This is a genomic window from Micromonospora sp. NPDC005254, assembly GCF_042872525.1.
In the GTDB taxonomy this organism is placed as follows: Bacteria; Actinomycetota; Actinomycetes; order Mycobacteriales; family Micromonosporaceae; genus Micromonospora.
In genome coordinates, this window is record NZ_JBIAKM010000002.1 from 145,391 (window position 1) to 168,779 (window position 23,389).

The 23,389-nt window shown below is 73.8% G+C and carries 25 protein-coding genes and 1 tRNA gene; 14 read left to right on the top strand and 12 right to left on the bottom strand.

The features are described 5' to 3' along the window. Positions 1 to 114: 114 nt before the first annotated feature. The 3 genes from ACFYPR_RS06290 (at position 115) to ACFYPR_RS06300 (ending at position 2,608) form a co-directional block, all read left to right on the top strand. A complete protein-coding gene (locus ACFYPR_RS06290) occupies positions 115 to 987 on the top strand; it encodes a PHP domain-containing protein (protein ID WP_387258846.1) in 873 nt (290 codons plus the stop codon). A gap of 41 nt (positions 988 to 1,028) precedes the next feature. After that, the gene (locus tag ACFYPR_RS06295) at positions 1,029 to 1,643 is read left to right on the top strand and encodes a MarC family protein (RefSeq protein WP_354855908.1); all 615 of its coding nucleotides are present in this window, start codon (positions 1,029 to 1,031) and stop codon (positions 1,641 to 1,643) included. Between the two features lie 137 nt (positions 1,644 to 1,780). Then, on the top strand, positions 1,781 to 2,608 hold the full coding sequence (locus ACFYPR_RS06300; RefSeq protein ID WP_354855971.1) for a PD-(D/E)XK nuclease family protein: 828 nt from the start codon (positions 1,781 to 1,783) through the stop codon (positions 2,606 to 2,608). Positions 2,609 to 2,703: 95 nt separating this feature from the next. Here the strand turns inward: ACFYPR_RS06300 and ACFYPR_RS06305 are convergent, their stop codons facing one another. Next, positions 2,704 to 3,567: an oxygenase MpaB family protein gene (locus ACFYPR_RS06305; RefSeq protein WP_387258848.1), complete on the bottom strand. Its 864-nt coding sequence runs from the start codon at positions 3,565 to 3,567 to the stop codon at positions 2,704 to 2,706. Between the two features lie 50 nt (positions 3,568 to 3,617). Then, positions 3,618 to 4,046 (bottom strand): Fur family transcriptional regulator, encoded by a 429-nt coding sequence (locus tag ACFYPR_RS06310; protein ID WP_354855906.1) that lies wholly within the window; start codon positions 4,044 to 4,046, stop codon positions 3,618 to 3,620. Positions 4,047 to 4,249: 203 nt separating this feature from the next. Between ACFYPR_RS06310 and ACFYPR_RS06315 the strand changes: the two genes are divergently transcribed. Then, on the top strand, positions 4,250 to 4,732 hold the full coding sequence (locus ACFYPR_RS06315) for a DUF2231 domain-containing protein (RefSeq protein ID WP_354855970.1): 483 nt from the start codon (positions 4,250 to 4,252) through the stop codon (positions 4,730 to 4,732). A gap of 33 nt (positions 4,733 to 4,765) precedes the next feature. On the opposite strand, the gene ACFYPR_RS06320 is transcribed toward ACFYPR_RS06315, so the two are convergent. Continuing rightward, the gene (locus ACFYPR_RS06320) at positions 4,766 to 5,095 is read right to left on the bottom strand and encodes a hypothetical protein (protein ID WP_387258850.1); all 330 of its coding nucleotides are present in this window, start codon (positions 5,093 to 5,095) and stop codon (positions 4,766 to 4,768) included. Between the two features lie 95 nt (positions 5,096 to 5,190). Here ACFYPR_RS06320 and ACFYPR_RS06325 point away from each other — a divergent pair, with 95 nt between their 5' ends. After that, positions 5,191 to 5,373 (top strand): hypothetical protein, encoded by a 183-nt coding sequence (locus ACFYPR_RS06325; protein ID WP_354855904.1) that lies wholly within the window; start codon positions 5,191 to 5,193, stop codon positions 5,371 to 5,373. A 574-nt stretch (positions 5,374 to 5,947) separates the two neighbouring features. On the opposite strand, the gene ACFYPR_RS06330 is transcribed toward ACFYPR_RS06325, so the two are convergent. Both ACFYPR_RS06330 and ACFYPR_RS06335 read right to left on the bottom strand, forming a co-directional pair. Then, positions 5,948 to 6,337, bottom strand: coding sequence for an FmdB family zinc ribbon protein (locus tag ACFYPR_RS06330; protein WP_387258852.1), 390 nt, complete (start codon positions 6,335 to 6,337; stop codon positions 5,948 to 5,950). A gap of 63 nt (positions 6,338 to 6,400) precedes the next feature. Then, positions 6,401 to 7,078: a 5-formyltetrahydrofolate cyclo-ligase gene (locus ACFYPR_RS06335; protein ID WP_387178320.1), complete on the bottom strand. Its 678-nt coding sequence runs from the start codon at positions 7,076 to 7,078 to the stop codon at positions 6,401 to 6,403. Between the two features lie 85 nt (positions 7,079 to 7,163). On the opposite strand from ACFYPR_RS06335, the gene ACFYPR_RS06340 reads away from it, so the two are divergent. The 6 genes from ACFYPR_RS06340 (at position 7,164) to ACFYPR_RS06365 (ending at position 14,024) form a co-directional block, all read left to right on the top strand. After that, positions 7,164 to 9,560, top strand: coding sequence for a diguanylate cyclase (locus tag ACFYPR_RS06340; RefSeq protein ID WP_387258853.1), 2,397 nt, complete (start codon positions 7,164 to 7,166; stop codon positions 9,558 to 9,560). A 9-nt stretch (positions 9,561 to 9,569) separates the two neighbouring features. Continuing rightward, on the top strand, positions 9,570 to 10,532 hold the full coding sequence (locus ACFYPR_RS06345; RefSeq protein WP_354855901.1) for a UTP--glucose-1-phosphate uridylyltransferase: 963 nt from the start codon (positions 9,570 to 9,572) through the stop codon (positions 10,530 to 10,532). Next, entirely contained in the window at positions 10,529 to 11,842 is a 1,314-nt protein-coding gene (gene glp, locus ACFYPR_RS06350) for a gephyrin-like molybdotransferase Glp (protein ID WP_139582488.1), read from the top strand. The genes ACFYPR_RS06345 and glp overlap by 4 nt, the downstream gene beginning before the upstream one ends. Positions 11,843 to 11,921: 79 nt before the next feature. Next, positions 11,922 to 12,572: a GNAT family N-acetyltransferase gene (locus ACFYPR_RS06355; protein WP_234584369.1), complete on the top strand. Its 651-nt coding sequence runs from the start codon at positions 11,922 to 11,924 to the stop codon at positions 12,570 to 12,572. A gap of 177 nt (positions 12,573 to 12,749) precedes the next feature. Beyond that, complete coding sequence (locus ACFYPR_RS06360; protein ID WP_355066742.1) at positions 12,750 to 13,529, top strand: hypothetical protein; 780 nt, start codon at positions 12,750 to 12,752, stop codon at positions 13,527 to 13,529. A gap of 421 nt (positions 13,530 to 13,950) precedes the next feature. Then, a tRNA-Ala gene (locus tag ACFYPR_RS06365) sits at positions 13,951 to 14,024 on the top strand. A 103-nt stretch (positions 14,025 to 14,127) separates the two neighbouring features. On the opposite strand, the gene ACFYPR_RS06370 is transcribed toward ACFYPR_RS06365, so the two are convergent. Further along, positions 14,128 to 14,361: a hypothetical protein gene (locus ACFYPR_RS06370; protein ID WP_354863269.1), complete on the bottom strand. Its 234-nt coding sequence runs from the start codon at positions 14,359 to 14,361 to the stop codon at positions 14,128 to 14,130. Positions 14,362 to 14,545: 184 nt separating this feature from the next. Between ACFYPR_RS06370 and ACFYPR_RS06375 the strand changes: the two genes are divergently transcribed. Next, positions 14,546 to 15,556: a hypothetical protein gene (locus tag ACFYPR_RS06375; RefSeq protein ID WP_355066744.1), complete on the top strand. Its 1,011-nt coding sequence runs from the start codon at positions 14,546 to 14,548 to the stop codon at positions 15,554 to 15,556. 58 nt (positions 15,557 to 15,614) lie between these two features. Here the strand turns inward: ACFYPR_RS06375 and ACFYPR_RS06380 are convergent, their stop codons facing one another. Beyond that, positions 15,615 to 16,520 carry a hypothetical protein gene (locus tag ACFYPR_RS06380; RefSeq protein WP_355066745.1) on the bottom strand — a complete coding sequence of 302 codons (906 nt, stop codon included), beginning with the start codon at positions 16,518 to 16,520 and terminating at the stop codon, positions 15,615 to 15,617. A 141-nt stretch (positions 16,521 to 16,661) separates the two neighbouring features. After that, a complete protein-coding gene (locus tag ACFYPR_RS06385; protein WP_354863272.1) occupies positions 16,662 to 17,318 on the bottom strand; it encodes a 4'-phosphopantetheinyl transferase superfamily protein in 657 nt (218 codons plus the stop codon). Positions 17,319 to 17,503: 185 nt separating this feature from the next. Between ACFYPR_RS06385 and ACFYPR_RS06390 the strand changes: the two genes are divergently transcribed. Then, entirely contained in the window at positions 17,504 to 17,773 is a 270-nt protein-coding gene (locus tag ACFYPR_RS06390; RefSeq protein ID WP_354863273.1) for a hypothetical protein, read from the top strand. A gap of 54 nt (positions 17,774 to 17,827) precedes the next feature. Here the strand turns inward: ACFYPR_RS06390 and ACFYPR_RS06395 are convergent, their stop codons facing one another. The 4 genes from ACFYPR_RS06395 to ACFYPR_RS06410 all read right to left on the bottom strand — a co-directional run bounded on the left by ACFYPR_RS06395 (position 17,828) and on the right by ACFYPR_RS06410 (position 22,393). Further along, positions 17,828 to 18,610: a peptidase gene (locus ACFYPR_RS06395; protein ID WP_387258856.1), complete on the bottom strand. Its 783-nt coding sequence runs from the start codon at positions 18,608 to 18,610 to the stop codon at positions 17,828 to 17,830. Then, entirely contained in the window at positions 18,610 to 19,905 is a 1,296-nt protein-coding gene (locus tag ACFYPR_RS06400; protein ID WP_387258858.1) for a VWA domain-containing protein, read from the bottom strand. The genes ACFYPR_RS06395 and ACFYPR_RS06400 overlap by 1 nt, the downstream gene beginning before the upstream one ends. A gap of 87 nt (positions 19,906 to 19,992) precedes the next feature. Beyond that, the gene (locus ACFYPR_RS06405) at positions 19,993 to 20,358 is read right to left on the bottom strand and encodes an MmcQ/YjbR family DNA-binding protein (RefSeq protein ID WP_354861851.1); all 366 of its coding nucleotides are present in this window, start codon (positions 20,356 to 20,358) and stop codon (positions 19,993 to 19,995) included. 382 nt (positions 20,359 to 20,740) lie between these two features. Continuing rightward, a complete protein-coding gene (locus ACFYPR_RS06410; protein WP_387259347.1) occupies positions 20,741 to 22,393 on the bottom strand; it encodes a dolichyl-phosphate-mannose--protein mannosyltransferase in 1,653 nt (550 codons plus the stop codon). Between the two features lie 150 nt (positions 22,394 to 22,543). Here ACFYPR_RS06410 and rsmI point away from each other — a divergent pair, with 150 nt between their 5' ends. Continuing rightward, positions 22,544 to 23,383 carry a 16S rRNA (cytidine(1402)-2'-O)-methyltransferase gene (rsmI, locus tag ACFYPR_RS06415; RefSeq protein ID WP_387179316.1) on the top strand — a complete coding sequence of 280 codons (840 nt, stop codon included), beginning with the start codon at positions 22,544 to 22,546 and terminating at the stop codon, positions 23,381 to 23,383. Positions 23,384 to 23,389 lie beyond the last annotated feature (6 nt).

Below are 23,389 nucleotides of genomic sequence, written 5' to 3' on the forward strand. Positions count from 1 at the left end.
CGCACGGGCGGGCCCACGGCCTGGCGCACGGGCCGGCGCGCGCTGAGGGCCGCGCTCTACGGCTGGCCGGCACCTACGCGAGCCGGATTCGGGTCTGCTGGGTAGCGTCGGGAGGTGACCTCGCGTACCGGCCCCGCGCCGCGGATCGACCTGCACGCCCACTCGACCGCCAGCGACGGCACGCTGAGCCCGGCCGACCTGGTCCGCGCCGGCGCCGAGGCGGGTCTGGACGTGCTGGCCATCACCGACCACGACACCACCGCCGGTTGGGCGCCGGCCGTACGGGCGCTGCCGCCCGGTCTGCGCCTGATCCGAGGCGCCGAGCTGTCCTGCCACTGGTCGGGCGCGCAGCCGCCGGTGCCGCTGCACCTGCTGGCGTACCTGTTCGACCCGGACCACCCGGAGCTGGTCGCCGAGCTGACCCGGGTGCGGGCCGCCCGCGAGGCACGCGGCGAACGGATCGTGGCGCTGCTGCGCGCCGACGACATCGACGTGAGCTGGCCGGACATCCTCTCCGGGGCGGGCGGCGGCACGGTGGGTCGCCCGCACATCGCGCAGGCGCTGATCCGCGCCGGTCTGGTCGCCAGCACCCGGGAGGCGTTCGGCCCGGACTGGCTGGGCGAGCGGTACCGGCTGCCGAAGGACGACATCGACGTCTTCCGTGCGGTCCGGCTGGTCCGGGCCGCCGGGGGCGTACCGGTCTTCGCCCATCCCCGCGCCACCCGACGCGGCCGGGTGGTGCCCGACGAGCTGATCGCCGAGCTGGCCGCCGCCGGGCTGGCCGGCCTGGAGGCCGACCACGAGGACCACAGCCCGGCCGAGCAGGCGCACGTACGCGCGCTCGCCGCCGAGTTGGGCCTGCTGGTCACCGGCTCCTCCGACTTTCACGGCACCCACAAGAGCGTCCAGCTCGGCGCGTTCACCACCGGCGTCGAGGCGTACGAGCGGATCGTCGCCGCCGGGGTGACCGAGGTCGCTTCGGGCTGATCCGGGTATTTCGCCCACCAGGGCGCGGCTATTTTGATCACGTGGATCTGAAGCTGTTCGGCGAGGTTTTCGTGACCCTGCTGGTGATCACCGACCCGCCGGGCATGATGCCGATCTTCCTGGCGCTGACCGGGCCGTTGCCCGCACGGGACCGCAACCGGGCGGCCTGGCAGGCCGTCGCGCTGGCTCTCGGCGTAATCGTGATCTTCGCGGTGGCCGGGCAGACCCTGCTCGACTACCTGCACGTCGACCTGCCCGCGTTGCAGGCCGCCGGCGGCCTGCTGCTCGTCCTCGTCGCCCTGGAGCTGCTGACCGGCAAGGCCGACGATCCCAGCCAGCAGGTCACCTCGAACATCGCGCTGGTGCCGCTGGGCACCCCGTTGCTGGCCGGTCCGGGCGCCATCGTGGCGACCATGCTCTTCGTCCAGCAGGCCGACGGGCTGGGTGACTTCACCGCCATCGCCGCGGCCATCCTCGCCGTCATGGTCGCGGTCTGGATCGTGCTGCGCTTCTCCGGCGGCATCGTGAAGATCCTGCGCCCCGGCGGCATCGAGGTGTTGACCCGGATCGCCGGCCTGCTCCTGGCCGCGATCGCCGTACAGCTCATCGCCGACGCGGTGGCGGCCTTCGTGACCCAGTACGTGAACATGGCCTGACCGGCACACCCGGAATGTCGGCGGTGGATGGCAGGATCGCAGGCGTGCGACGAGCCTCTTCAGCCGGACGACCCGCCGCAGGCGGTCGGGCCCCTCAGCAGCGCCCCGGTGGCGCCGAGCAGCTCGGCTTCGAGGGGATGCCGGAACGGCTGTTCGTCTGCACCCCGAGCAAGCTCGGCGCGTACGCGGACTGCCCCCGCCGCTACCGCTACTCCTACGTCGACCGGCCCGCACCGCCGAAGGGCCCGCCGTGGGCACACAACTCGCTCGGCGCCAGCGTGCACACCGCCCTCAAGAACTGGTACGCGCTGCCCGCCGACCGACGCCGCCCCGAGGCGCTGGCCACCCTGCTCAAGGGCACCTGGGTCCGTGAGGGCTACCGCGACGACGAGCAGGAGCGGGCCGCCTACCGGCGTGCGTTGAGCTGGCTGGAGGCGTACGTCGAGACGCTGGATCCGGAGTCCGACCCGCTCGGTGTCGAGCGGGTGGTGGCGGTCAAGACCGCAGTGCTGGCCTTCAACGGCCGGGCCGACCGCATCGACTCGCGCCCCGGGCCGGAGGGCCCGGAGCTGGTCATCGTCGACTACAAGACGGGCCGCACCGGGCTGGACACCGACGACGCCCGGGGCTCGCAGGCGCTGGCGCTCTACGCGTACGCGGCCGAGCGGGTGTTCCGCCGGCCGTGTCGCCGGGTCGAGCTGCACCACCTGCCGACGGGCACGGTCGCCGGCCACGACCACACCGTCGAGTCGCTGAACCGCCAGTTGACCCGGGCCGAGGACACGGCCCGCGACATCATGGCCGCCGAGCGGGCCGTCGCCGACGGCGGCGATGCCGACGAGGCGTTCCCGGTGGCGCCCGGCCCGCGGTGCGGTTGGTGCGACTTCCGGCGGCACTGCCCGACCGGGGCACAGACGCCGGGCAAGGAGCCGTGGGCGGCCGTGGACCGGTCCGCCGACGCCTGACCCCGTGCGGCCTGCCCGCACCTGACACTGTGCGGCGTGTCCGCACCTGACACTGTGCGGCGTGTCCGCACCTCGCCCCGAGGGGGTCCGGCTGGTCAGCCGGCCAGCGGGGTCGCCATGTGACGTTCGGCCCGCTCCTTGGCGGCCTGCATCAACGGCCCCTCCCGATAGCGGCGCGGTACCGCGGCGAGCGCCAGGCGCAGGGCGCGCACGGTGAGGTCCGCCGACAGCTCGGTGGTGGGCAGCCCCAACCCGCCGTACATCCGTCGGGCCCACGGAGGCAGCAGCGCGAGCGCGGTGCCGGCGATGCCCAGGTACGCCCAGCGCGGCGGGCCGAGGGTGAGGCCCAGCCGAGCCGGCAGGCTGAGCTTCCACGGCAGCGGTGGGGCGGTGAGGAAGATCGCCGTCTCGGCGGCCTCCCGGGTCATCCGCAGCTCCGGCCGCACCGCGCGGTAGTACGCCGCCACCTCGGCGGCGGTGCCCGGCACCGTTGCCGGGTCCAGCCCGACGAGGCCGGCCGACCGACGCTGCTCGGTGTAGTAGCCGTCCACCTCGTCGTCGGTGAGCGGCAGACCCGCCCGCCGGGCCGTGCTGAGGAACGATTCGACCTCGGTGACGTGCACCCAGCGCAGCAGGTCCGGGTCGTCGATCCGGAAGTCCTCGCCGGTGTCGGGGTCGGTGGCCCGCAGCCGGGCGTGCAGGCGACGCAGTCGCGCCCCGGCCTGCTCGGCTTCAGCCGTGGTGCCGTAGACGGTGGTCGCCACGTAGGTGGCGGTACGCACCAGTCGCCCCCACGCGTCGGTGCGGTAGTTGCTGTTTTGCGCGACCCCGGCCATGGCCCGGGGGTGCAACGCCTGGAGGTAGAGCGAGCGCAGGCCCGCGACGATCAGGATCGGCTCCTCGTGCACCTTCCACGTGACCGAACCCGGACCGAAGAGGCCGAGGTCATCGGAGTCCACCGACCAAGCGTGCCACGGCCCACCGGTCGGTGTCGGTGGTGCGGGCCGGGTCAGCTGTCGGCGGCGCGGCGCGACTGGCAGCTCGGGCAGAGGCCCCAGAAGGTCACCTCTGCCTCGTCCACCTCGAAGCCGTGCGCGGTGCCCGGTTCCAGGCACGGGGCACTGCCGACGGTGCAGTCGACGTCGGCGATCTCGCCGCAGCCCCGGCAGACCACGTGGTGGTGGTTGTCGCCGGCGCGCGCCTCGTACCGGGCGGGACTGCCGGCCGGCTCGATCCGGCGGGACAAGCCGGCCCGGCTCAACGCCCCCAGCACGTCGTAGATCGCCTGCGTGGAGACCGAGTCGAGGCGTTCGCGGACCCGGCGGGTGATCTCGTCGACCTCCAGGTGACCGCCGTCGGCGAGAACGTCGAGCACCGCGAGGCGCGGTCGGGTGACGCGCAGGCCCCTCGACCGCAACAGCTCCTCGCCACCGGACATGCGCCAATGACAGCACGTACGACCAGCAGCGACAACCGTCGCCCGCTGGGGGTGGCCACGGACACAGCCCGCAGGACCGACCTGCGGGGTCGCGCCGTGCTGAACCTGATCGCCGGCGCGCGCGTGTCTCCGGGCGAGAGCTCGGGGACGACCGGCGGCCCGTACGCTGGCGATCCCTCACCGTGATCCACCTGGAGGTGTCGATGTTCGAGGAGATCCTGGGTCTACCGGTACACGTCCTCGTGGTCCACGCGGTGGTCGTCATGGTCCCACTGCTGGCGGTGCTGGCCATCGGATACGTGGGGCTGCCGCGCTGGCGGCACCGACTGGACTGGGCGCTGGCCATCCTCGCCGTGGTCGCGCCGGTGACCGCGTTCGTGGCCGTGGAATCCGGTGAAGCCTTCACCGACGCCCTGGTCGCCAGCGGCTACCAGGGCCAGATCCTCGACCAGATCTTCGAGCACTCCCGCTACGGCGACATCCTGTTCCGGATCGTGGTGCCCCTGGGGATCGTGGCCATCGCGCTGCTCGTGGCGACCAGTGGGCACCCGCGGGTGCCGCGGCTGCCGGCACTGGTGACGCCGGTGCTCGCGGTGGCGACCGTCGCGCTGGCCATCGCCGCCCTGATCTACGTCTACCTGACCGGTCACTCCGGCGCCGAGGCCGTCTGGGGCACCACCCTCTGAGCGGCCGGTCGGGGTGGGCGCCACCGACGCCGCTCAGAAGATGAGGCGCGAGCAGAGCAGGCAGACAAGAGCCACCAGCACCACGGCGGCTGCGGCGCCGAAGCCGTAGGTGACCCGCTGGGAACGCTGCTCGGCCGCATCCAGGACGGCCATGTCCTGTGGCGGAAGCTGTCGGGGCGGGGCCGGTTCCAGGTGCACCGGGGGACGCCAGCCGGCCGGGGGCGGCACGCTCGGGGGTGGCCCCGCGTACCCGCTCGTGGGTGTGGTGGCGGGTGGGGGTTGGTCCGCCATCCCGCCGTCGCCGGTCCCGGGCCGGCGCCAGTAGTCGTCGTCCGGGATGCTGCCACCGCTGGGGGTCGTCACGGCGTCCGACGCTACCAACGGAGCCGGCGGCCCGGTCGCTTCTGGTCGATGTGCCAACCGTCGGCGAGCTGTCGCCTGCGCTAGTCTTGCCGCTCGTGAGCACCGAGGACCCCGGAACGCAGGGCGCGCGCGGCGATGATGACCGCACCGTCGACCTGAGCGACGACTTCGTGGTGCTGCCCGAGCAGACCACGGACGACACCGACCACGGCTGGGGCGAGCGGAGCAGCGGCAACGACGACTGGCTCCTCGCCCAACGCCCCCCACACTGGGACTGACCCCGACGCCGCGCCTGCGGGGCGGGCCACCGGCAGCGCGACAGGTTGGGCTGGCGGGACCGGCGCCCCGGCCGCGCCGTTGGTCGCCGGGCAGCCGGTCGCGGTGTGCTGGCCGGTCGGGGTGTCCATCCCGGTTGGGGTGTGCAGGATCGCGGCGGCGAGGCCGAGCAGCGCGGCGACCAGCCCGGCCCGCAGCAGGGTGCGACCGCCGGGCAGGGCCGGCCGGCGCAGCGGGCGCAACGCCCGCGCGGAGTCCAACTTGCGGGTAATCATCTGCCGCCTCCGTCCCGGGTGCCGTCGTGGTGACACCCGTAGAGCGGCACGTTAGGCCGGCAACGGCCGGCGCTGCGGACCACTCGTCCCCGCCTGTGGACAACCGACCGGCCTGTGGATAACGCCCATTTACCGGCTGGATCTGCTATCGCACCCGGCGGGACCCGCTATGGCACGGAAAGGCAATCCGGGCGATCAACCCGGCCCGGCCGACTTTCGGGAACCCGAGTGGATCAAGGATGGACAGCGCCGCCCGGGCAATCGCGGGCGGCGCTGTCAGCGAGCTTGGGGAAGGCTGAGGTCAGGACGCGGAGCTGGCCGCCGGAGCCTTGCCGCCGCCCGACCCACCGGACGAAGACCCACCGGACGAAGACCCAGACGACGACCCGGACGACGAGGACGAAGACGACGATCCGGAATCCCCACCCGAGGACGAGGACGACGAGGACGACGAGGACGACTCGGACTTGGCCGGCTTGCTCGGCGTGCCTCCAGCGGAGGTCTCGGAGACGGACGCGCGGGAGTCGGTGCGGTAGAAGCCCGAGCCCTTGAAGACGATGCCGACCGAGTTGAAGACCTTGCGCAGCCGCCCCTGACACGCCGGGCACTCGGTCAGCGGCTCGTCCGAGAAGGACTGCACCGCCTCGAGCTGGTGACCGCACGCGGTGCAGGCGTACTGGTACGTGGGCACGTTCTCCTCCGGTATCTGAGCTCGGCCAGTTGGCACTCGACGTATTCGAGTGCCAATGGTGCGTCATTCGCCCCGGGTTCGTCCAGCGGACGTGTGGGGCGCGACACCCTGCGCCGCACCCGGGCCGTCGTCAAGCGTACGCATCCCGTCGGTGGGGGTGACGACCGCGCGGACCGGACGGTCGTGCGGCTCCGCCGGCAGCGCCTCGACCAGCTCCCCGTCGTGCAGCGGGACCACGGTCAGGGTCGCCGTGGGCACCCGTGCCAACGCCCGGTCGTACGAGCCGCCGCCCCGGCCCAGCCGTCGGCCGCGTCGGTCGACGGCGAGCGCCGGCACGACCACCAGCTCCGCTCCGGTGACCGCGGCCACGCCGAGGCGGGGGCCGGTCGGCTCCCGCATACCCCGACCGGCCGCGCTTAGAGCATCGGGTCCGGAGTACGCGGCCCAGTCCAGGTCCAGGTCGGGGAGGAGCACCGGCAGCAGCAACTCGGCGTCGGGCGGCAGCGCCGACCGCAACACCTCCGGCAGGTCGGCCCCGCCCGGCTCGGAGCCGACCGGGACGTACGCCGTGATCCGGCGCGGGCGCAGCCGGCGTACCAGGGCGACCAGCTCGGCCTGGACGCGCCCGGCGGCCTCGGCCCGCGCCGGAGCGGTCAGGGCCCGACGGCGGGCGAGCAGGTCGACGCGGGTGTCCCGCTTCGCCACTCGGGTCACTTCCGCTTCATCAGAAAATTCCGGCACGCAACACTCCTGACGCAACGCCACTCCCACGGTTGCTCTGTGTCAGCATCGCAAGCAACGGAGGCGGAACTTCCGGGGGGACCGAGTGACGCTACGCGGGCGGTTGACGGCAGCCTTCCTCGTGGTGGTGCTCGGCCCGGTCCTGCTCGGGGCGTTCTTCGTGGCCTCCACCGTCACGGCCGTCGACCGCAGCCGGTCCACCGAGCGCCTCGCGGTGGCGGCCTCCACGGTGCGTACCTCAGTCGACGCGCTCTGCCAGCAGCTGCGCGCCGCCGCCGACGCGGTCGCCCTCACCGGTGACCCGGCCGTCGCCGCCGGCCAGCTCGTCGGCCGTGGGCTGGCCGCAGCGGTGCTGGTCACCGACGTGAACGGACGCGTCACGTACGCCTCGCCCGGCGCTCCGTCGACCCCCTGGCGGGACTGCTCCGAGCCGGCCACCGCGTCGTCCGGCCCGGTCCGCGCGCTGGCCGCCCGGGTGGACCGCCGCGACCCGGCCGGCGCGCTACTGGGCACGGTGGCCGCCGCGCACCTGGTCGACCCGGCCTTCGTGGCCCGGCTGGCGGCGGTGACCGGGGTCGCGGTCACCCTGCTCGACAGCGGCGCGAGCGCCGCCCGCGTCACCCACACCACCGAGTCCCGGGAGGTACGCGACGCGGTGCTGGCCGCCGCCGGGGCCACCAGCGGTGAGCGGGTCACCGAGAGCACCAAGGGTCGGTACGTGCGCCGGATCGGGCCGTCCGCGGGCCAGCCGCTGCCGCTGGTGTTGTCGGTGCCGAGCGAGCGGCCGCCCGGGCTGCACGTCACGCTTGCCGGCGTGGTCGTGCTGGCCGGGCTGCTCGCCGTGTTCACCGCCTGGCGTCTGGCCCGGGTGACCACCCGGCCACTGGTGGAGCTGGCCGGAGCGGTCGACCGGGTGGCGCACGGCGACCTGACCGCCCGGGTGCCGGTGCGCAGCCGCGACGAGCTGGGACGGCTGGCGGCCGCGTTCAACCGGATGACCCGCGAGACCGGGTCGTACGTCGCGGCGCTGACCAGCAGCCGCGACCAGCTACGCGGGCACCTCGCGGTGCTCGGCGACACCCTGGCCAGCACCCACGACCTGCAACGCATCCTGCGGGTGATCCTGCACAGCGCCATCGCGGCCACCGGGGCGCGGGCCGGCGCGGTGCTGCTGGTGGAGGCCGGCGGGGTGCTCGTCGCGCAGTGCAGCGAGGGGTTGGACGGGCGCTGGCCGGCGGGGGACCCGGACGGGTCGCAGGGACTGCGGGTGCCCGTGGGAGTGGGCGTGGTCGGCGCGGTGGCCGCGACCGGCGAGCCGCAGCGGGGCCGGGTGGAACCGACCGAGGCCCCGACCGGCGAGCCCCGCTGCCGCACCTACGTCGCAGTCCCCTTCGCCACCCCGGGCGGCGCGAGCACAGCGGGCGGCGCGAGCACCCCGGGCGGCGCGAGCACCCCGGGCGGCGCGAGCACCCCGGGCGGCGCGAGCACCCCGGGCGGCGAGAGGAGTCCCGACGAGGCCGGCGCCGCTGCGGCCGCGCTCGGTGTGCTGGCGCTCTACGACCGGGTGGGCGCGGACGAGTTCGACGACGACGACCTGGTCAACCTGCGCACCTTCGCCAGCCACGCGGCCGTGGCGGTGGAGAACGTCCGGGTGCACGAGGAGGCGCAGCGGCTCTCGCTCACCGACCCGCTCACCGGGCTGTGGAACTACCGCTACCTGCGCGAGTCGATCCGGCGGGAGGTGGAGCGGGCCAGCCGGTTCGGCCGGATGCTCAGCGTCCTCGCCCTCGACCTGGACCGCTTCAAGGACGTCAACGACACGTACGGGCACGCGGCGGGGGACACCGTGCTGGCCGAGTTCGCCCGGCGGGTACGCGGTGAGATCCGCGAGGTCGACCTGGCCTTCCGGCAGGGCGGCGAGGAGTTCGTGCTGCTCCTGCCGGAGACCGACGCCCGGGGTGCGGCGATCGTCGCGGAGCGGCTGGGCGCGGCGGTGCGCGAGACACCGATCGCGGTCGAGGCGTACGCGGGGCCGATCGTGGTCACCGTGTCGGTGGGCATCGCCGTCTACCCGGACCACGGCAGCACCGGACGGGAGGTGCTGGAAGCCGCCGACGACGCCCTCTACGCGGCCAAGGCGGCCGGCCGGGACACCTATCGCGTGGCCGAGGCCCGCCCCGACGTGCCGACGCGGGAGATACCGGTGCCCGCTTGCGCCGTCAGCCCACCCGACGGGCTGCCGCGTGCCGGCCGGCCCGTGCAGGCGCCCCGGGAGCCGGGCGGGCACGCCCGGTCGGAGTCGACTGCTGGCGTACCGGAATCGAACCGGTCGGGGCCCGCGCACGCCGGCCCGGATCCGGCGGACGAGCCGGCGGCCACCGCCGCGGACGCCGCGCGGGCCGGCCCCGACGTCACCCGGCCGGGGTCGGGCGGCGGCGCGTCTTCTGGGCCACACCCGCCGCGGCAGAGCCGTGGCCGATAGTCTCGCGGCATGTCGGAGCACTCAGCGAACCCCTCATCGACGGTCGCCGCAACCGGCCGTCCCGTGGCGGTCAAGGCCGTTATCCCGGCCGCCGGACTGGCCACCCGCTTCCTGCCGGCCACCAAGGCGGTGCCGAAGGAACTGTTGCCGGTGGTGGACCGGCCGGTGCTGCAGTACATCGTCGAGGAGGCCACCCAGGCCGGCATCGGCGACGTGTTGCTGATCACCGGCCGGGGTAAGACGTCGATGGTGGACCACTTCGATCGACGCCCCGACCTGGAGACCAGGCTGGAGGAGAAGGGCGACGCCGAGCGGCTGGCCGCCGTGCGCCGGCCCAGTGAGCTGGCCGAGATCTACACCGTCCGGCAGCCGGAGCAGCTCGGGCTGGGCCACGCCGTCGGGTACGCCGAGTCCCACGTCGGCGACCAGCCCTTCGCGGTGCTGCTCGGCGACGAGTTCGTCAAGCCGTCCGAGCCGCTGCTGCCGGCGATGCTGGAGCTGCAGGCCCGCACCGGCGGCGTGGTGCTGGCCTTCTTCGAGGTCGACCCGGCCGACACCAAGCGCTACGGCATCGCCTCCGTCGAGCCGGCCGAGGCGGAGCTGACCGACATCGGTGAGGTCGTCAAGGTCACCGGCATGGTGGAGAAGCCGCAGCCGGAGGACGCGCCGAGCAACCTCGCGGTGCTGGGTCGGTACGTGCTGCCCGGCAAGATCTTCGACGCGATCCGCCGGACCAAGCCGGGCAGCGGCGGCGAGATCCAGCTGACCGACGCCATGGAACTGCTGCGCACCGAGGGCACACCGGTGCACGCGATCGTCTACCGGGGCACCCGCTACGACACCGGCATGCCGCTGGGGTACCTCCAGACCGTCGTGCAGATCGCCGCCGAGCGCGAGGACCTCGGCAGCGAGTTCCGCTCCTGGCTGGCCGAGTTCGTCAAGGCCGACGCGGCAGGCGGATCTGGTACATGACCGCGACGGCCGACGCCGAGGCGGCCGCGAACGAGTTGACGCCGCTCGCCGACTACCTGGGCAGCGTGCTGCGCAGGTTACGAGCGCTGCCGCCACTCGACCTCGACCTCACCCAGGCGCACGGCAACGTCCTCGCCGAGGATGTCGTCGCGCCGCACGCCTTCCCGGCCTTCGACCAGGCGGCCGTGGACGGGTACGCGGCCCGGTGGGAGGACATTTCCGGAGGGGGCCGGGGCCCGAGCTACGTCCCGGCCCCCTCCGGCACGCCCGGCGGCCGGACCATCCGGCTCAACGTGGTCGGCGACCTCGGCGCGGCGAGCTGGCGGCCGGTGCGGCTCACCCCGGGCTCGTGCTTCTCGGTGGCCGCCGGGGCGCCCCTGCCGGTCGCCGCGGACGTCGTGGTCCCGGTGGAGTGGACCGACCAGGGCATGGCCGCCGTGGAGATCTTCCGCACCCCCAAACGGGGGTACGGGGTACGCCGCGCCGGTGAGGAACTGCCGGCCGGCACCCTGCTCGCCCGCGCCGGCACGTACGTCTCCCCGGCGCTCGTCGCGGTCTTCGCCGCCACCGGCATCGGGCACGTGGTGGTCCGGCCCAGCCCTCGGGTGGTCATCGTGGCCACCGGCGACGAGTTGGTCGACGTGGGCCGGGGCAGCCAGCCCGGTCAGGTGGTGGACGCGAACTCGCACGCGCTGACCGCCGCCGCCGCCGAGGTGGGCGCGCTGGCGTACCGGGTCGGTATCTGCGACGACGACCCGGAAGGGCTGCGCGGGCTGCTGGAGGACCAGACCCTGCGCGCCGACCTGATCATCACCACCGGGGGGACCGGCACCGGCCCCGGGGACATGGTGCGGCGGATCCTGTCCCGCCGCGAGGGTGGCCGCGCCGGGCCGGTGACCTTCACCGACGTCGCGCTCTATCCCGGCACCGCGCTCGGGTTCGGCACCGTCGGCGCCGAGGAGGTGCCGGTGGTCTGCCTGCCCGGTGACCCGGGGGCCGCGCTGATCGGTTTCGAGGTGCTGGCCCGCCCCGCCATCCAACTGCTCGCCGGCGCCGAGCCGGTGTTCCGGCCCAGCGTCCGGGCGCACCTGCTGGAGACCGTGTCGTCCCCCGGCGGGCTGCGGGAGTTCCGGCCCGCGCACGTCGCGGAGCGGCGCGGCGGCGGTTACACCGTGCAGCCGCTGCGCGGCGGCCCGTTCACCCTCTCCGGCCTGGCCGAGGCGAACGGGCTGCTGGTGCTCGGCGAGCGGGTCACCACCGCCGCCGCCGGCTCCACCGTGGACGTCCTGCTGCTCGACCGGCGCCGGTGAGTGCGCTCGGCTGTTCTTCGACGGTGCGCGTGGTGGGTCCACTTGCGCACGATCCGGTCCCGCGCGGGAGACTGTGCGGGTGAGCCTCTTCGGACCCGCGCGAGCCCCCGGCTGGCCGGCGGTGCTGGTCGACGGCCCGGTGCTGCTACGGCCCTACCGGCGCTCCGACGCGGCGGCGTGGTCGGAGGTGCGCCGGGCCAACCGGGCCTGGCTGGCACCGTGGGAGTCGTCGCTGCCGGGCAGCTGGGACGAGCTGAACTCGCCGGCCGCGTTCCGCTGGGTGCACCGTGACCAGCGGCGTTCCGCCCGCGAGGGCGAGGGTATGCCGTTCGCGGTCTGCCTGCGGGAGGCCGACCGGGACCGGTTGGTCGGGCACCTCAACGTCGGCAGCATCGTGCGCCGCGCCTTCTGTTCCGGCTACGTCGGCTACTGGGTCGACGCCCGGGTCGCCGGACAGGGCGTGATCCCGACGGCGCTCGCGCTCGCCGTGGACCACGCGTTCGGCCCGGGTGGGCTGCACCGGGTGGAGGTCAACATCCGGCCGGAGAACCGACCGTCGCGGCGGGTGGTGGAGAAGCTGGGCTTCCGCGAGGAGTCGTACCACGTGCGCTACATGCACATCGACGGCGCCTGGCGGGACCACATCGGATACGCGATGACGAGCGAAGAGGTCGCCGCCGAGGGTGGTCTGCTGGCCCGCTGGCACCGGGTACGCGCCACCGCGCGGTGAGCCGTCCCACGCACGGGATCGGCGCGGCGCGGCGGCATCACGGTCGGTGCGCCGTAACCTCAAGTAACTGCAAGCTGCGGCAAGCGCTCACCGCCCGGACGATCTACGCACCCAGGCACGATCGGTGGAAGATCCTGCGGTCGGGCAGCGTTTGCTCCGAATTCGGTGACGGGAGGGGTGAGGGTGCCGACCTCGGTGCTCCTCGCCGTCCTCGCCGCCGCCGGCCTGCTCGCCCTGGCCCCGGCGCTGGTTCGTCGGTACGACGCCACCGAGCGGCTGGTGGCGGAGCGGGCGCAGTCGACGGCGCGGGTGCTCCAACGCCGTCGACGGCGCCGCACTGTGCCAGGACGGCAGCCCGTGCACCCGCCCCGCTCCCTCGTCGTCACCCTCAGTGAAGACGCGACTACAGGAAGGCTGGCAGCGCCTGTCTCCGCGCCCCCGGCGGCACGCCGCTCCGGCCGGCTGCGCGCCGTACCGCCGGCACCGAAGCGCTCCCGCCGTCGTCCGCCGCGCCGGCAGCACACCCCCGCCGTGTACCGCCGACGCCGGGTGCTCGCCGCGCTGCTGCTGCTCAACGTCGTCGAGTTGATCGGCGTGCTGTTCGTCAGCCCCGGCTTCTGGATCGGCTTCTCGGTCACCTTCCTGCTGCTGGCCCTGTACGTCGTACACCTGCGCGGGCGTGCCCTCGCCGGCCGGCGTCGACGCCGCGCCCACGCCCGGGAGGCGGCGTGGCTGGCCGCCCGCCAGGCCGAGGTCCGCCGCGAACAGGCCCGCCGCGCGGCGGCCCGCCGGGAGGCGCAACGCCGCCTGGCGGCCCAGCGCGAGGGGGTACGCCGAGCAGCCATGGGCCTCGACCGGCCCGGCGACCTGCCGGCGGCCGTCAACGGCGGCTCGGTCTCGTACCGTCGCTCCGGAGGACTGCGCGGCCGCCCCTACGAGGCCGGCCGCGGCGCCTGACCCCGCGCTGCCTCGACCTCGCGGTGCCCGGCGTCGCGCTGCCCTGTGTCGCGGCGCCTGGCCTCGCGGCGCCTGGCCTCGCGGCGCCCGGTCTCGCGACGCCCGGCGTCGCGCTGCCCGGTGTCGCGGCGCTTGATCGACTCCGGTTCGCCGAGGTGGGGGTATCGCCGCGAGATGATGCCGCCACATCGGCGACGTCGAGTCGATCAAGGGTGTGCGGGGGCTTGATCGACTCGACTTCCTGGAAGGCGGGGTGTCGAGGCGTCCCGGATGCCCCGGTTTCCTGGAAGTCGAGTCGATCTCCGTGCTGGTGACAGCGCCGCACCGGGGGCGGATTCGCGGTGGAGGTCGGCGACCTGTTAGCCTTGCTGCCGGCCCGCCCGGTGTAAGCCGGGTGGGACCGAAGCCGGTTCGCCGGTGGGGGGCTGTGGCGCAGACTGGTAGCGCACCTCGTTCGCATCGAGGGGGTCAGGGGTTCAAATCCCCTCAGCTCCACCCCAGGTCAAAGGCCGTTTCCGCGAGTCGGAGACGGCCTTTTTCGATCATGAAGGCAAGCGCGGCGGCGCGGACGTGCACGGTCAACTGAAGCGCTCGGTGGTCACGAGCACCGGGCGAGCACGGCCGGATCGGTGCGCAGACCGCGACTCAGCGAGGCGGAACTCCACCAACCGGCGCTCGGCGTCCAGCCCGCGCTGTGCAGACCCGTCGTGGTGAAGTCGTCGTGCCGGGTGAACTCCTCGACGAGGATGCCCTCCACCTCATGATCGCCCTGCGCGGACCGGACCAGGTGGTAATCCAGCGAAGGCCCGGCGTGCGGCCGATCGGTGCTCACCGGCCCCATCCTCCGGCCACGCCGCACACCGGGCAACAGTGATCCGTCCATACCAGACGGTTAGCCCGCAGACGTCGATCATGTCGTCCATCCGACCTGCCGCAACCGAGAGGCATGTTCAGGGGTGCTTCTGGCATCAGTTGACGCCCGGGAGTATCCGGGCCGCCCGCACGGGGAGAAGAGAATGACGCACACCGCTCGACACCGGATGCTCGCCGGCACCGCCGCCGGCCTGCTGGCCGCCTCTCTCGGCGTCGCCGTGGCCTCGACGGCGACCGCCGCGCCCAGGACCGGGGCCACCAGCGCCTGCACGATCAGCACCTTGCCCTATCCGACGGACACCTACCGCGCCGACGCGAGCGTCATCGACCCGTCGGGCCGCTTCGTCGCCGGCACCGCCCTGCGGATCCGGGAGGACGGCAACCAGTACCTGCTGCTGACCTGGGACGGGCAGCAGCTCACCGAGACCGAGGCGCCGGGCAACGGGATCGACCCGGTCGACGTCAACGAGAGCGGCATCGTGATCGGCAACGGCTGGGCGGAGAACGGCATCGGCCGACCGTGGACGTTCCGCGACGGCAAGCTCGAGCAGTTGCCGGTGCTGCCGTCCACCGGCATCTTCGTCTCGGCCATCAACAAGGCCGGCGACATCGTCGGCTACGGCTCGGACATCGTGCCCGGCGAGTTCGTCGCCCTGCGCTGGCCGGCAGCCCGCCCGGGCACGGTCGAGGTGCTCGACGCCCCGGTCAACGCCCAGCCGGTGGGGATCTCGCCGAACGGGACGATCGTCGGTTACGCGGGCCCGTTCGGTGACTGGACCAGCTGGGTCCGCCGGCCGAACGGCAAGATCAAGCCGCTCGCGGTTACGGGTGGTGGGTCGACCTCGCTCAACGCCGCCGCGGGCCACTGGGCCGTCGGCCAGGCCTGGCTGGATGGCACCAGCCCGGCCAAGGTGCGGTGGGACGTGCGCGACGGCTCGTACACGTTCCTCGACCAGGAGATGGGGCTGGACGACGTCAACGCCAAGGGCGTCGTGGTGGGTGGCGACCGGGTCGCGCGCGGGTCCACCTCGCGGGTCCTGCCGGGCAGCGGCGAGCGGATCAACATCGGCGCTCGGGCCATCTCCGACACCGGCACCATCGTCGGCTTCCGCAACGCCGACCGGGTGACGCCGGTGCGCTGGACGGGCTGCTGACCGCGCACCAAACGGGGGCGTGGGGCCGGTCCGATCACCGGGCCGGCCCCACGGCACGTCACGGCCTCCAGGAGCCGGCGGTCGCGAACTTGTGCTGGTACTCCAGCACTCCCGAGGTGTCCTGCACGTCGAACACCACGCTGCCGGTGCGCTTGGTGCCCGCGGTCAGGTCGTTGGCGGCCGGCATCGGTTTGCCGCAGCCGGAGAAGGCGCCGGCGATCGCGTTGGTCTCCGTCCCGTCGGCGGCGACCCACTGGAAGTACAGCGGGTTCGCCGAGCCGGTGCCCTTGGTGACCGCCACAGTCACGTCGGCGATCACGTACATGCCCTCGTCGGGCTTGAGGCCGTACGACGTGCAGGGCTTGGTGGCGGTGCTGAACTTCGTCACGGTGATCTCGACGGTGCCGCCGTTGTCGTCGATGACCAGGGTGTCCCCGGCGGACATGTTCCGGGTGTCGCTGTCGGCGGACGCCCGGGGCGACGGCGCGGTGCTGGCCGGCGGCTGCCCGACACCACGGGTGACTGCCGGGGTGGGCAGCGCGTCGGTCACCTCGTTCGCGGCGCGGTTCGCGCCGATGACCACCGCCACGATGCCGCCCGCGCAGCACAGCAGGGTGAGCACGGCCGCGGTCACCGCGATGGCCACCACTGTCTTCTTGGAGTTCTTCGTCTGCACGGGCGGCGGCGGCATGAGCGGGTAGCCCGGCCCACCGGGCTGCGGGTAGGCGCCCGCGCCGGGCTGCGGGTAAGCGCCGCCGGCCTGCGGGTACGCGCCGCCCGAGAACGGCGGCTGCGGCGGGTTCGCCGCTGCCGACCACGGGCTGGGCGGCACCGGCGCCTGCGGGACCGTCGGGTCGGCGGCGGACTGCTGCGGCTGCGGTGTCGCCGCGAACGGTTGCGTCGGCGGCTCCGGGTTCGGCTGCTGAGGGTCCTGCGGCCCGGCGGGGGGCTGGGGGTGGGTCACCGTACTCCTTGACGCCTCGTACGTGCGGTTCGGGAACCCGCCGACGCTACCGTGCGTCGCCGACCCGCCGGTCGCCGCGCCGGCTCGTGTCCCACCGTCCGCGAGTCGTCGACGCACCGGCCAGAATGGACGGTGCAGGGGTCAGCGCAGCGTGAGGACGGCGGCGGTGCGGACCAGGCCGTCGGCGACCACGAACCGGCCGGTGATCGTGCCCGGAGGATCGGCGACCTGCGCCGCGTCCACCCGCGCCGGTGCGATCCGGGCGGTGAACGTACCGGAGTCCGGGTCCAGCGTGAGGTGGGCGTCGTGGAAGTCCAGCCAGCTTCCGACGACGGGGTGCCAGACCTTGTAGACGGTCTCCTTGGCGCTGAACAGCACGACGGGCCAGGAGATGTCGGAGGGTAGCCGCGCGAGGGTCTCCTCCTCCTCGGGCAGCAGCACGAGTCGGCGTACCCCCGCATTGATCTCGCGGTGCCGTTCGGCGTCCATGCCGACCGATCGCAGGTCGGTCGCGCGCGCCGCGGCGGCGGCGCAGTAGCCGGTGGTGTGGGTGATGGTGCCGACCACCCCGGCGGGCCAGATCGGCGCGCGGTCGGCGGCGGCCGGCACGGCCGCCACCGGCAGGCCGAGGTCGGCCATCGCCCGGCGGGCGCACACCCGGCCGGCGGTGAAGTCCCGTCGACGGGTCTGCACCGCCCGTTCGCCGAGGCACGCCTGTTCGGCGGTGAGGAGTTCCCCGGTCCAGTCGTCGGGTGCGGCGACCGCCACGGCGACCGTCGGCGGCAGGAGGTCACGCACGGCCGCCACCTACCGTCCGGTAGCGAAGGGGCATCCGCTCGACCGTCAGATTTCCGACTCCCACGACGGGAGAAGGTACCGCAAAGATGTAACACCGGAGGGACGCGTCGCGCCCTCCAGGATGGCTCCGGGGGGACCACCATCAACACCTGGCCAGTCCCGCGAACATCTTGAGAGGACCTGCGATGAGCGATGGCACCGAACCGCCGGGGGATCGGGCCGACGACCACGCACCGACGACCCCGGGCTGGAGCTGCGGCTCCTGCGGCGACGAGTGGCCGTGCGCGACGAAGCGCAGCCGGCTGCTCGCGGAGTACGGGGATGATCGGGCGATGCTCAGCGTCTACCTGGGCTCGTGCCTCGCCGCCGCCGCCGAGGATCTGCGCGCGGCCCCGGTGATGTCGCTGCAGGACCGGTTCATCGGCTGGCTGCCCCGCGGCGCGCGACGCCGCTGAGCCCGCCGGTGGCCCCGCCCGGCGTGGGCGGGGCCACCGGTTGGCCGGGCGGGTTCAGGCCCGGCGACGCCGGCGGGTCAGCGCGAAGCCGAACACCCCGGCCACCGCGGCGAGCACGCCGCCGATGCCGGTCCAGATCCACCGCGAGCCGAGATCCGGCAGCCAGTCCGCCGGCGAGTCGCCCTCGTCGTCGGCCTCCGGGTCGGGCGTCGGTACGGCGTTGAGCACCGTCCCCGCCCTGGTGTTCGCCACCAGCGGCGCGGCCAGCTCACCGTCGTCGGCCGAGGCGCCCCGGTCCGCGAGGACGCCGACCAGCAGGTCCACGTCGACGGGTGCGCCCAGGTCGGGCTCGGGCAGGTCGATGACGGAGAGCCGGACGACGTACGTGCCGGGCAGCGGGTCGGCCGACCACGGCTCGGCCCAGGGCCGCACCTCGCGCAGCGTGCAGCCCAGCGCCACGCTCGACGCCTTGCCGTCCACCGTCGGGGTCTGCGCCCCGGCGGTGCACGCCTGCCGTCGGCGCAGCCCGTCGAACACGTCGACGGTCCAGGTGGAGGCGCCGCTGCGTGCCTTCGGGAAGGTGACGGTGGCGCTGATCTCGTGCACCTGCCCGGCGGTCGCCGGGAACGACCAGTAGAGGTGGTCGCCGACCGAGGCGTCCACCCGCACCGGTTGGCCGGCCGTGATCGGGGTGGCGGTGAGGAACGAGGTGCCGGCCCGGGTCACCGGCGTGGCGCCCGGAGACGGGGTGGGGGCGGCCAGGGCCGCCCCGGGCAGCAGCGCGGCCCCACCGGCGGCGAGCAGCGCCGCCAGCGACCGGAACAGTGCGGTAAGCATCAGTTCTCCCTCCAGGTGGCGACCCACCAGCGGGTGAGCAGGCCGGCGATCAGGCCGGTGAGCAGGCCGGCCACGGTGAGCAGGGCGAGCAGCACCCAGCCCCGGCCGAGGTCGGGCCCGTCCGGGGTCCCCGCGGCGGCGACCACGTCGATGGTCAGCTCCACCGGCATGCCGGGCGTCGCCGCGGTGCCCGGGCGTGCGGCGAACGAGTTGCTCACCACCAGGCAGACGGTGGTGGGCTCGACGACAGGCGTCGAGGTCCCGGCGGTCGCGTTCTCGTCGTCGGCGGCGTCCTCGTCATCGGCGGTGGCCGACCAGCGCAGACCGGCGGAGAGCACGTCGGCCCGGCCGCTGCCCGCGTCCGCGCCACGGACCAGCTCCCGGCCATCCGCCGCGGTGGCCCGCAGCAGCACCCCGTAGTCCCGGTTCACCGGCCGGTCCAGCGCCATGCTCACCGACGCGCGCAGCTCCTGCCCGGGGCGTACGGGCACCCGGTAGTAGCGGTGCTCGGAGAACGACTCCCGGTCGGCGTACACGCCTGGGGCGAGCAGCGGCGCGGAGTCACAGGCGCTCGCGCCGCCGACCACGGTCGGGGCCCGGGTGTGGGTGTCACCGGCCCGCTCGACGAGCTGTTTGATCCGGCCGGTCAGCTCGTCGGCGCTCTGCGCCGCGGTGTAGGTGCCTCCGGTCGCCCCGGCGATGCAGAGCAGCTGACGGCGTACCTTTTCGTCGGGCGCGAGACCGAGCGTGTCGACGACCAGGCTGGTGCCCTGCGCGGCCAGTTCCCGGGCGACCTGGCACGGGTCCGGTGGTGCGCAGGTGTCCTCCCCGTCGGTGATCAGCACGATCCGCCGGGTGGTGGCGCCGGTGCCCAGGTCCTGCGCGGCGGAGCGCAGCGCGAGCCCGACCGGGGTGAACCCGGTCGGTCGGAGCGTCGCGACCGCCGCCTTGGCCCGGGTCCGGTCGACCGGCCCGACCGGAACGATCTGCTGGGTGTCCTGGCAGCCGACCTTCTTGTCCTTGCCCTTGTAGGTCGCGCCGAGCACCCGGATGCCGAGCTGGGTCTCCTCCGGCAGCGCGTCCACCACGTCGTTGAACGCCTGCTGGGCCACCGAGATCCGGCTGCGCCCGTCGATGTCCGCGGCCCGCATCGAGCCGCTGACGTCGAGCACCAGCTCGACCCGGGGCGGCTCGGCCGCCTGCTCCTCGTCGGCCGCCGCCGGGACCGGCCCGGTCAGCGCGGTGGTCGCCAGCAGTCCGAGGAGGACGGCCGCCGATCGTCTGAAGTTGATCACGGCGGGCAGTGTAGTAAAATCCACTTTGGATGATCATTGGGGTGGTTGGTCGTCCCGGATGACCGGGGACGCGTGGACCCGGCCGGGTCAGGCGGGCGGGTCGAGCAGTGCGACCAGCCGCGTCGGCGCGATCTCCCGGTACGCGTCCCGACACAATTCGTCGATCTCGGCCCAGTCGACCGTGCCGTCCAGCCGTACGCCGACCCAACCCCGACCGCCGACGTAGGGCGGGCGGAAGAAGCGGGCCGGGTCGGCGGCGGTCAGCTCCGCCTGGGCGCCCGTCGGCGCGGCGCACCAGAGGTGGGGAAAGTCGTTCTGGTGGTGCCCGTCGGCGTGCAGAGTGACGAACACGCTCTTGTCCCGGACGAACCAGGTCGGTGACCCGTGGCTGGGCCGCTCGGTCACCTCGGGCAGCGCGAGGCAGATCGCCCGGACCCGTTCCAACAGCTCCACGGCACCCCGCCTCCCGTCACGATCCCGACGCCCACCACGGCGAGCCTAGTGCGTCGGGCCGGGTCGCCGGCAGCCCTCGAAGCGGCCTCCGTCGGCGTCGAGTCAGCCGGTTCGGGGGCGCTGGGTCCACGTCAGGTCACCCTCGGTCAACGGTCGGAGGGGAGACGTCGGCCCGGGTGGAATCCGTCGGAAATCTGACCCAAGTTGACCCGTTGTGCCGGTGGTGCGCGGTGGTTAAGCTCTTCATGCGCGCCCCAATCGCCCGCTTCCCCCGTGGCAGGCGATCGGGGCGCGCGTCTTCGTGTAAGAGGTCGGGCCCGCACGCGTGACGCGTGCGGGCCCGATTTTCCGTCGCGCTGTGCGGCGCGTCGCCCGCCGGTGCTTATATCCAGCGGCCGTCGAGCCACATTCGGGACAGCCAGTCCGAGTACGGGATCAGCCGTCCCACGAAAATCGGATAGAAGTACGCGAAGCACAACGCCACCAGCAGCACGTACGCCCCGGCCGCGATGCTGCCCACCAGCCGGCGTTCGTAGCCCGCGTCGCCAGGCACCAGGGCTGCCGTCTCACCCACGTCACCGCCGGGCGGAGCGATCAGCGCGCCCAGCACGTACACCACGGCCAGCACCAGGAACGGCAGCGCCGGCGCGACGTAGAACGAGAACATCGTCCGGCCGTCGAGGGCGAACCAGAACCAGGGCAGCAGTCCGGCGGCCACGGTGAGCAGGATCGCGCCGGCCCGCCAGTCCCGTCGGGCGATGCCCAGCCAGACCAGCGCCACGAGGGCGGGCAGGAACGACCACCACAGCAGCGGGGTGCCGAGCAGCAGGATCTCCGAGGCGCAGGTCGGCGCCCCGCAGGCGCCGTCGCCGGACCAGTGGAACGCCACCGGCCGCCCGAGCAGCAGCCACTGCCACGGCCACGACTGGTACTTGTGCGGATCGTCGAGCTGGGCGTGGAAGCCGTACGCGGCGCGGTGGTACTCGAAGAGGTTGACCAGCGGGCCGATCACCGGGGTGTCGCTGAGCGGGGCGCTCGGGTAGGCCGACGCGAGCCGGTAGTAGCCGTCGTCGCTGAGCAGCCACCCCGACCAGGTGGCGAGGTAGGTGCCGACCATCAGCACGCCGGCCAGCACCAGCCAGGGCACCTCGTCGAGCAGGGTGTCCCGCCAGGGCCTGCGGACGCCCGCCGAGCGGCGGACCCCGACCTCCCAGAGGACCACGAACAGGGCGAACACCGGCACGAAGTAGAGCGCGCTCCACTTGACCGCGCAGGCGCAGCCGATCAGCACCCCGGCGGCGAGCCGCCACCACGGCCACGTGCGCCAGCCGGTCGGCGGCCGACCCGCGCGCCCCGGCAGACTCGGGTCGAGCCCGTCGTCCAGGGCGCGCGCCCAGCGCCGGCGGCGGGCGTCCCGGTCGAGCACCAGAGCGCCGAAGGCGGCCAGCACGAAGAACAGCAGGAAGATGTCGAGCAGCGCCGCGCGCGACAGCACCAGGTGGAAGCCGTCCAGCGCGAGCAGCAGGCCGGCCGCGCAGCCGAGCACCGTCGAGTGGAACAGCCGCCGGCCGATGCGGACCAGCAGCAGCACCGACAGCGTGCCGATCACGGCCGCCGAGAACCGCCAGCCGAACTCCGGCGCGGTGGTGAACAGGTGCCCACCGACGGAGACCTTCGACTCCGCGTCCTGATAGCCGAAGGCCCACTCGCCGACGCCGATCAGCCACTTGCCCAGCGGCGGGTGCACCACGTACGACGGGCCGTTGTCCTTGTAGTTCCACTCGACGCCCCGGCTGATCAGCCCGTACGCGTCCTTGGCGTAGTACGTCTCGTCGAAGATCTTGCCCTTGGGGCTGGACAGGCCCACGAAGCGCAGGATCCCCGCGATCACCACCACCACTGCGGTGGCGAGCCACGAATACGGGTCCACCCGGCTGTCGACGGTGGCGAACCGGCGGCGGACCACGGCGGATATGCCCCCGCCGTCGGCACGTGGTGCCGTCGGTTCCTGGTGGGGGCTGGGCTCGCCGGACACCTCGACCGTGTCTGCCGGGTCGGCGCTCGGGCTCTGCGCTGTCGACGCACTCGTCACCCGGCGATCGTAGGCTGCCAGGGTGTCCTGTGGCGCCCGTCGTCCCTGATACCGGTATTCGCTGTCGATGAAGGAGACGATGTCGTGGGTGAAATGTCCGAAGCTGGGCGCCTGATCCTGCTCGGTGCCCCGCTCGGCAACCCCGCCGATGCCTCGGTGCGGTTTCGGGAAGTCCTGGCCAGCGCCGACGTGGTGGCCGCCGAGGACACCCGCCGCCTGACCCGGCTGGCCCGCGACCTCGACATCACCGTCGGCGGCCGGATCGTCTCCTATTTCGAGGGCAACGAGGAACGGCGTACGCCCGAACTGGTCGAGGTCATCCTCGGCGGGTACGTGGTGGCGCTGGTGACCGACGGCGGCATGCCGAGCGTCTCCGACCCGGGTTACCGGCTGGTCCGGGCCGCGTTGGACGTCGGGGCGCCGGTCACCGTGGCACCCGGGCCCAGCGCGGTGACCACCGCCCTCGCCGTTTCCGGGCTGCCCTGCGACCGGTTCTGCTTCGAGGGGTTCCTGCCCCGCAGTGGGGGTGCCCGCCGGTCCCGGCTGCGCGCGCTCGCCGCCGAGGAGCGCACCCTCGTCTTCTTCGAGGCGCCGCACCGGATCGGCGCGGCGCTCGCCGACCTGGCCGAGACGTTCGGCGCGGACCGGCCGGCCGCGCTCTGCCGGGAACTCACCAAGACCTACGAGGAGGTGCTCCGCCGCCCCCTCGGCGAGTTGGCCCGGTGGGCCGCCGAGGGTGATCCGCGCGGGGAGATCACCCTGGTGGTGGCCGGCTCGCCGGTGACCGCGCCGGAACGCCCCGACGACGACACCCTGCGCGCGGCAGTCGCCGAGCGGGAGGCCGCCGGCCGGTCCCGCCGGGACGCCATCACCGACGTCGCCACCGAATACTCGCTGCGCCGCCGTGAGGTCTACACGATCGTGCACAGCTGACCCAGC

Bases quoted from the DNA above. Each gene is read 5' to 3' on its own strand.
- glp (WP_139582488.1), top strand. From the start codon at position 10,529: ATGACCGCGACGGCCGACGCCGAGGCGGCCGCGAACGAGTTGACGCCG.
- ACFYPR_RS06315 (WP_354855970.1), top strand. From the start codon at position 4,250: ATGTTCGAGGAGATCCTGGGTCTACCGGTACACGTCCTCGTGGTCCAC.
- ACFYPR_RS06375 (WP_355066744.1), top strand. From the start codon at position 14,546: ATGACGCACACCGCTCGACACCGGATGCTCGCCGGCACCGCCGCCGGC.
- rsmI (WP_387179316.1), top strand. From the start codon at position 22,544: ATGTCCGAAGCTGGGCGCCTGATCCTGCTCGGTGCCCCGCTCGGCAAC.
- ACFYPR_RS06310 (WP_354855906.1), bottom strand. From the start codon at position 4,046: ATGTCCGGTGGCGAGGAGCTGTTGCGGTCGAGGGGCCTGCGCGTCACC.
- ACFYPR_RS06395 (WP_387258856.1), bottom strand. From the start codon at position 18,610: ATGCTTACCGCACTGTTCCGGTCGCTGGCGGCGCTGCTCGCCGCCGGT.
- ACFYPR_RS06390 (WP_354863273.1), top strand. From the start codon at position 17,504: ATGAGCGATGGCACCGAACCGCCGGGGGATCGGGCCGACGACCACGCA.
- ACFYPR_RS06300 (WP_354855971.1), top strand. From the start codon at position 1,781: ATGCCGGAACGGCTGTTCGTCTGCACCCCGAGCAAGCTCGGCGCGTAC.
- ACFYPR_RS06345 (WP_354855901.1), top strand. From the start codon at position 9,570: ATGTCGGAGCACTCAGCGAACCCCTCATCGACGGTCGCCGCAACCGGC.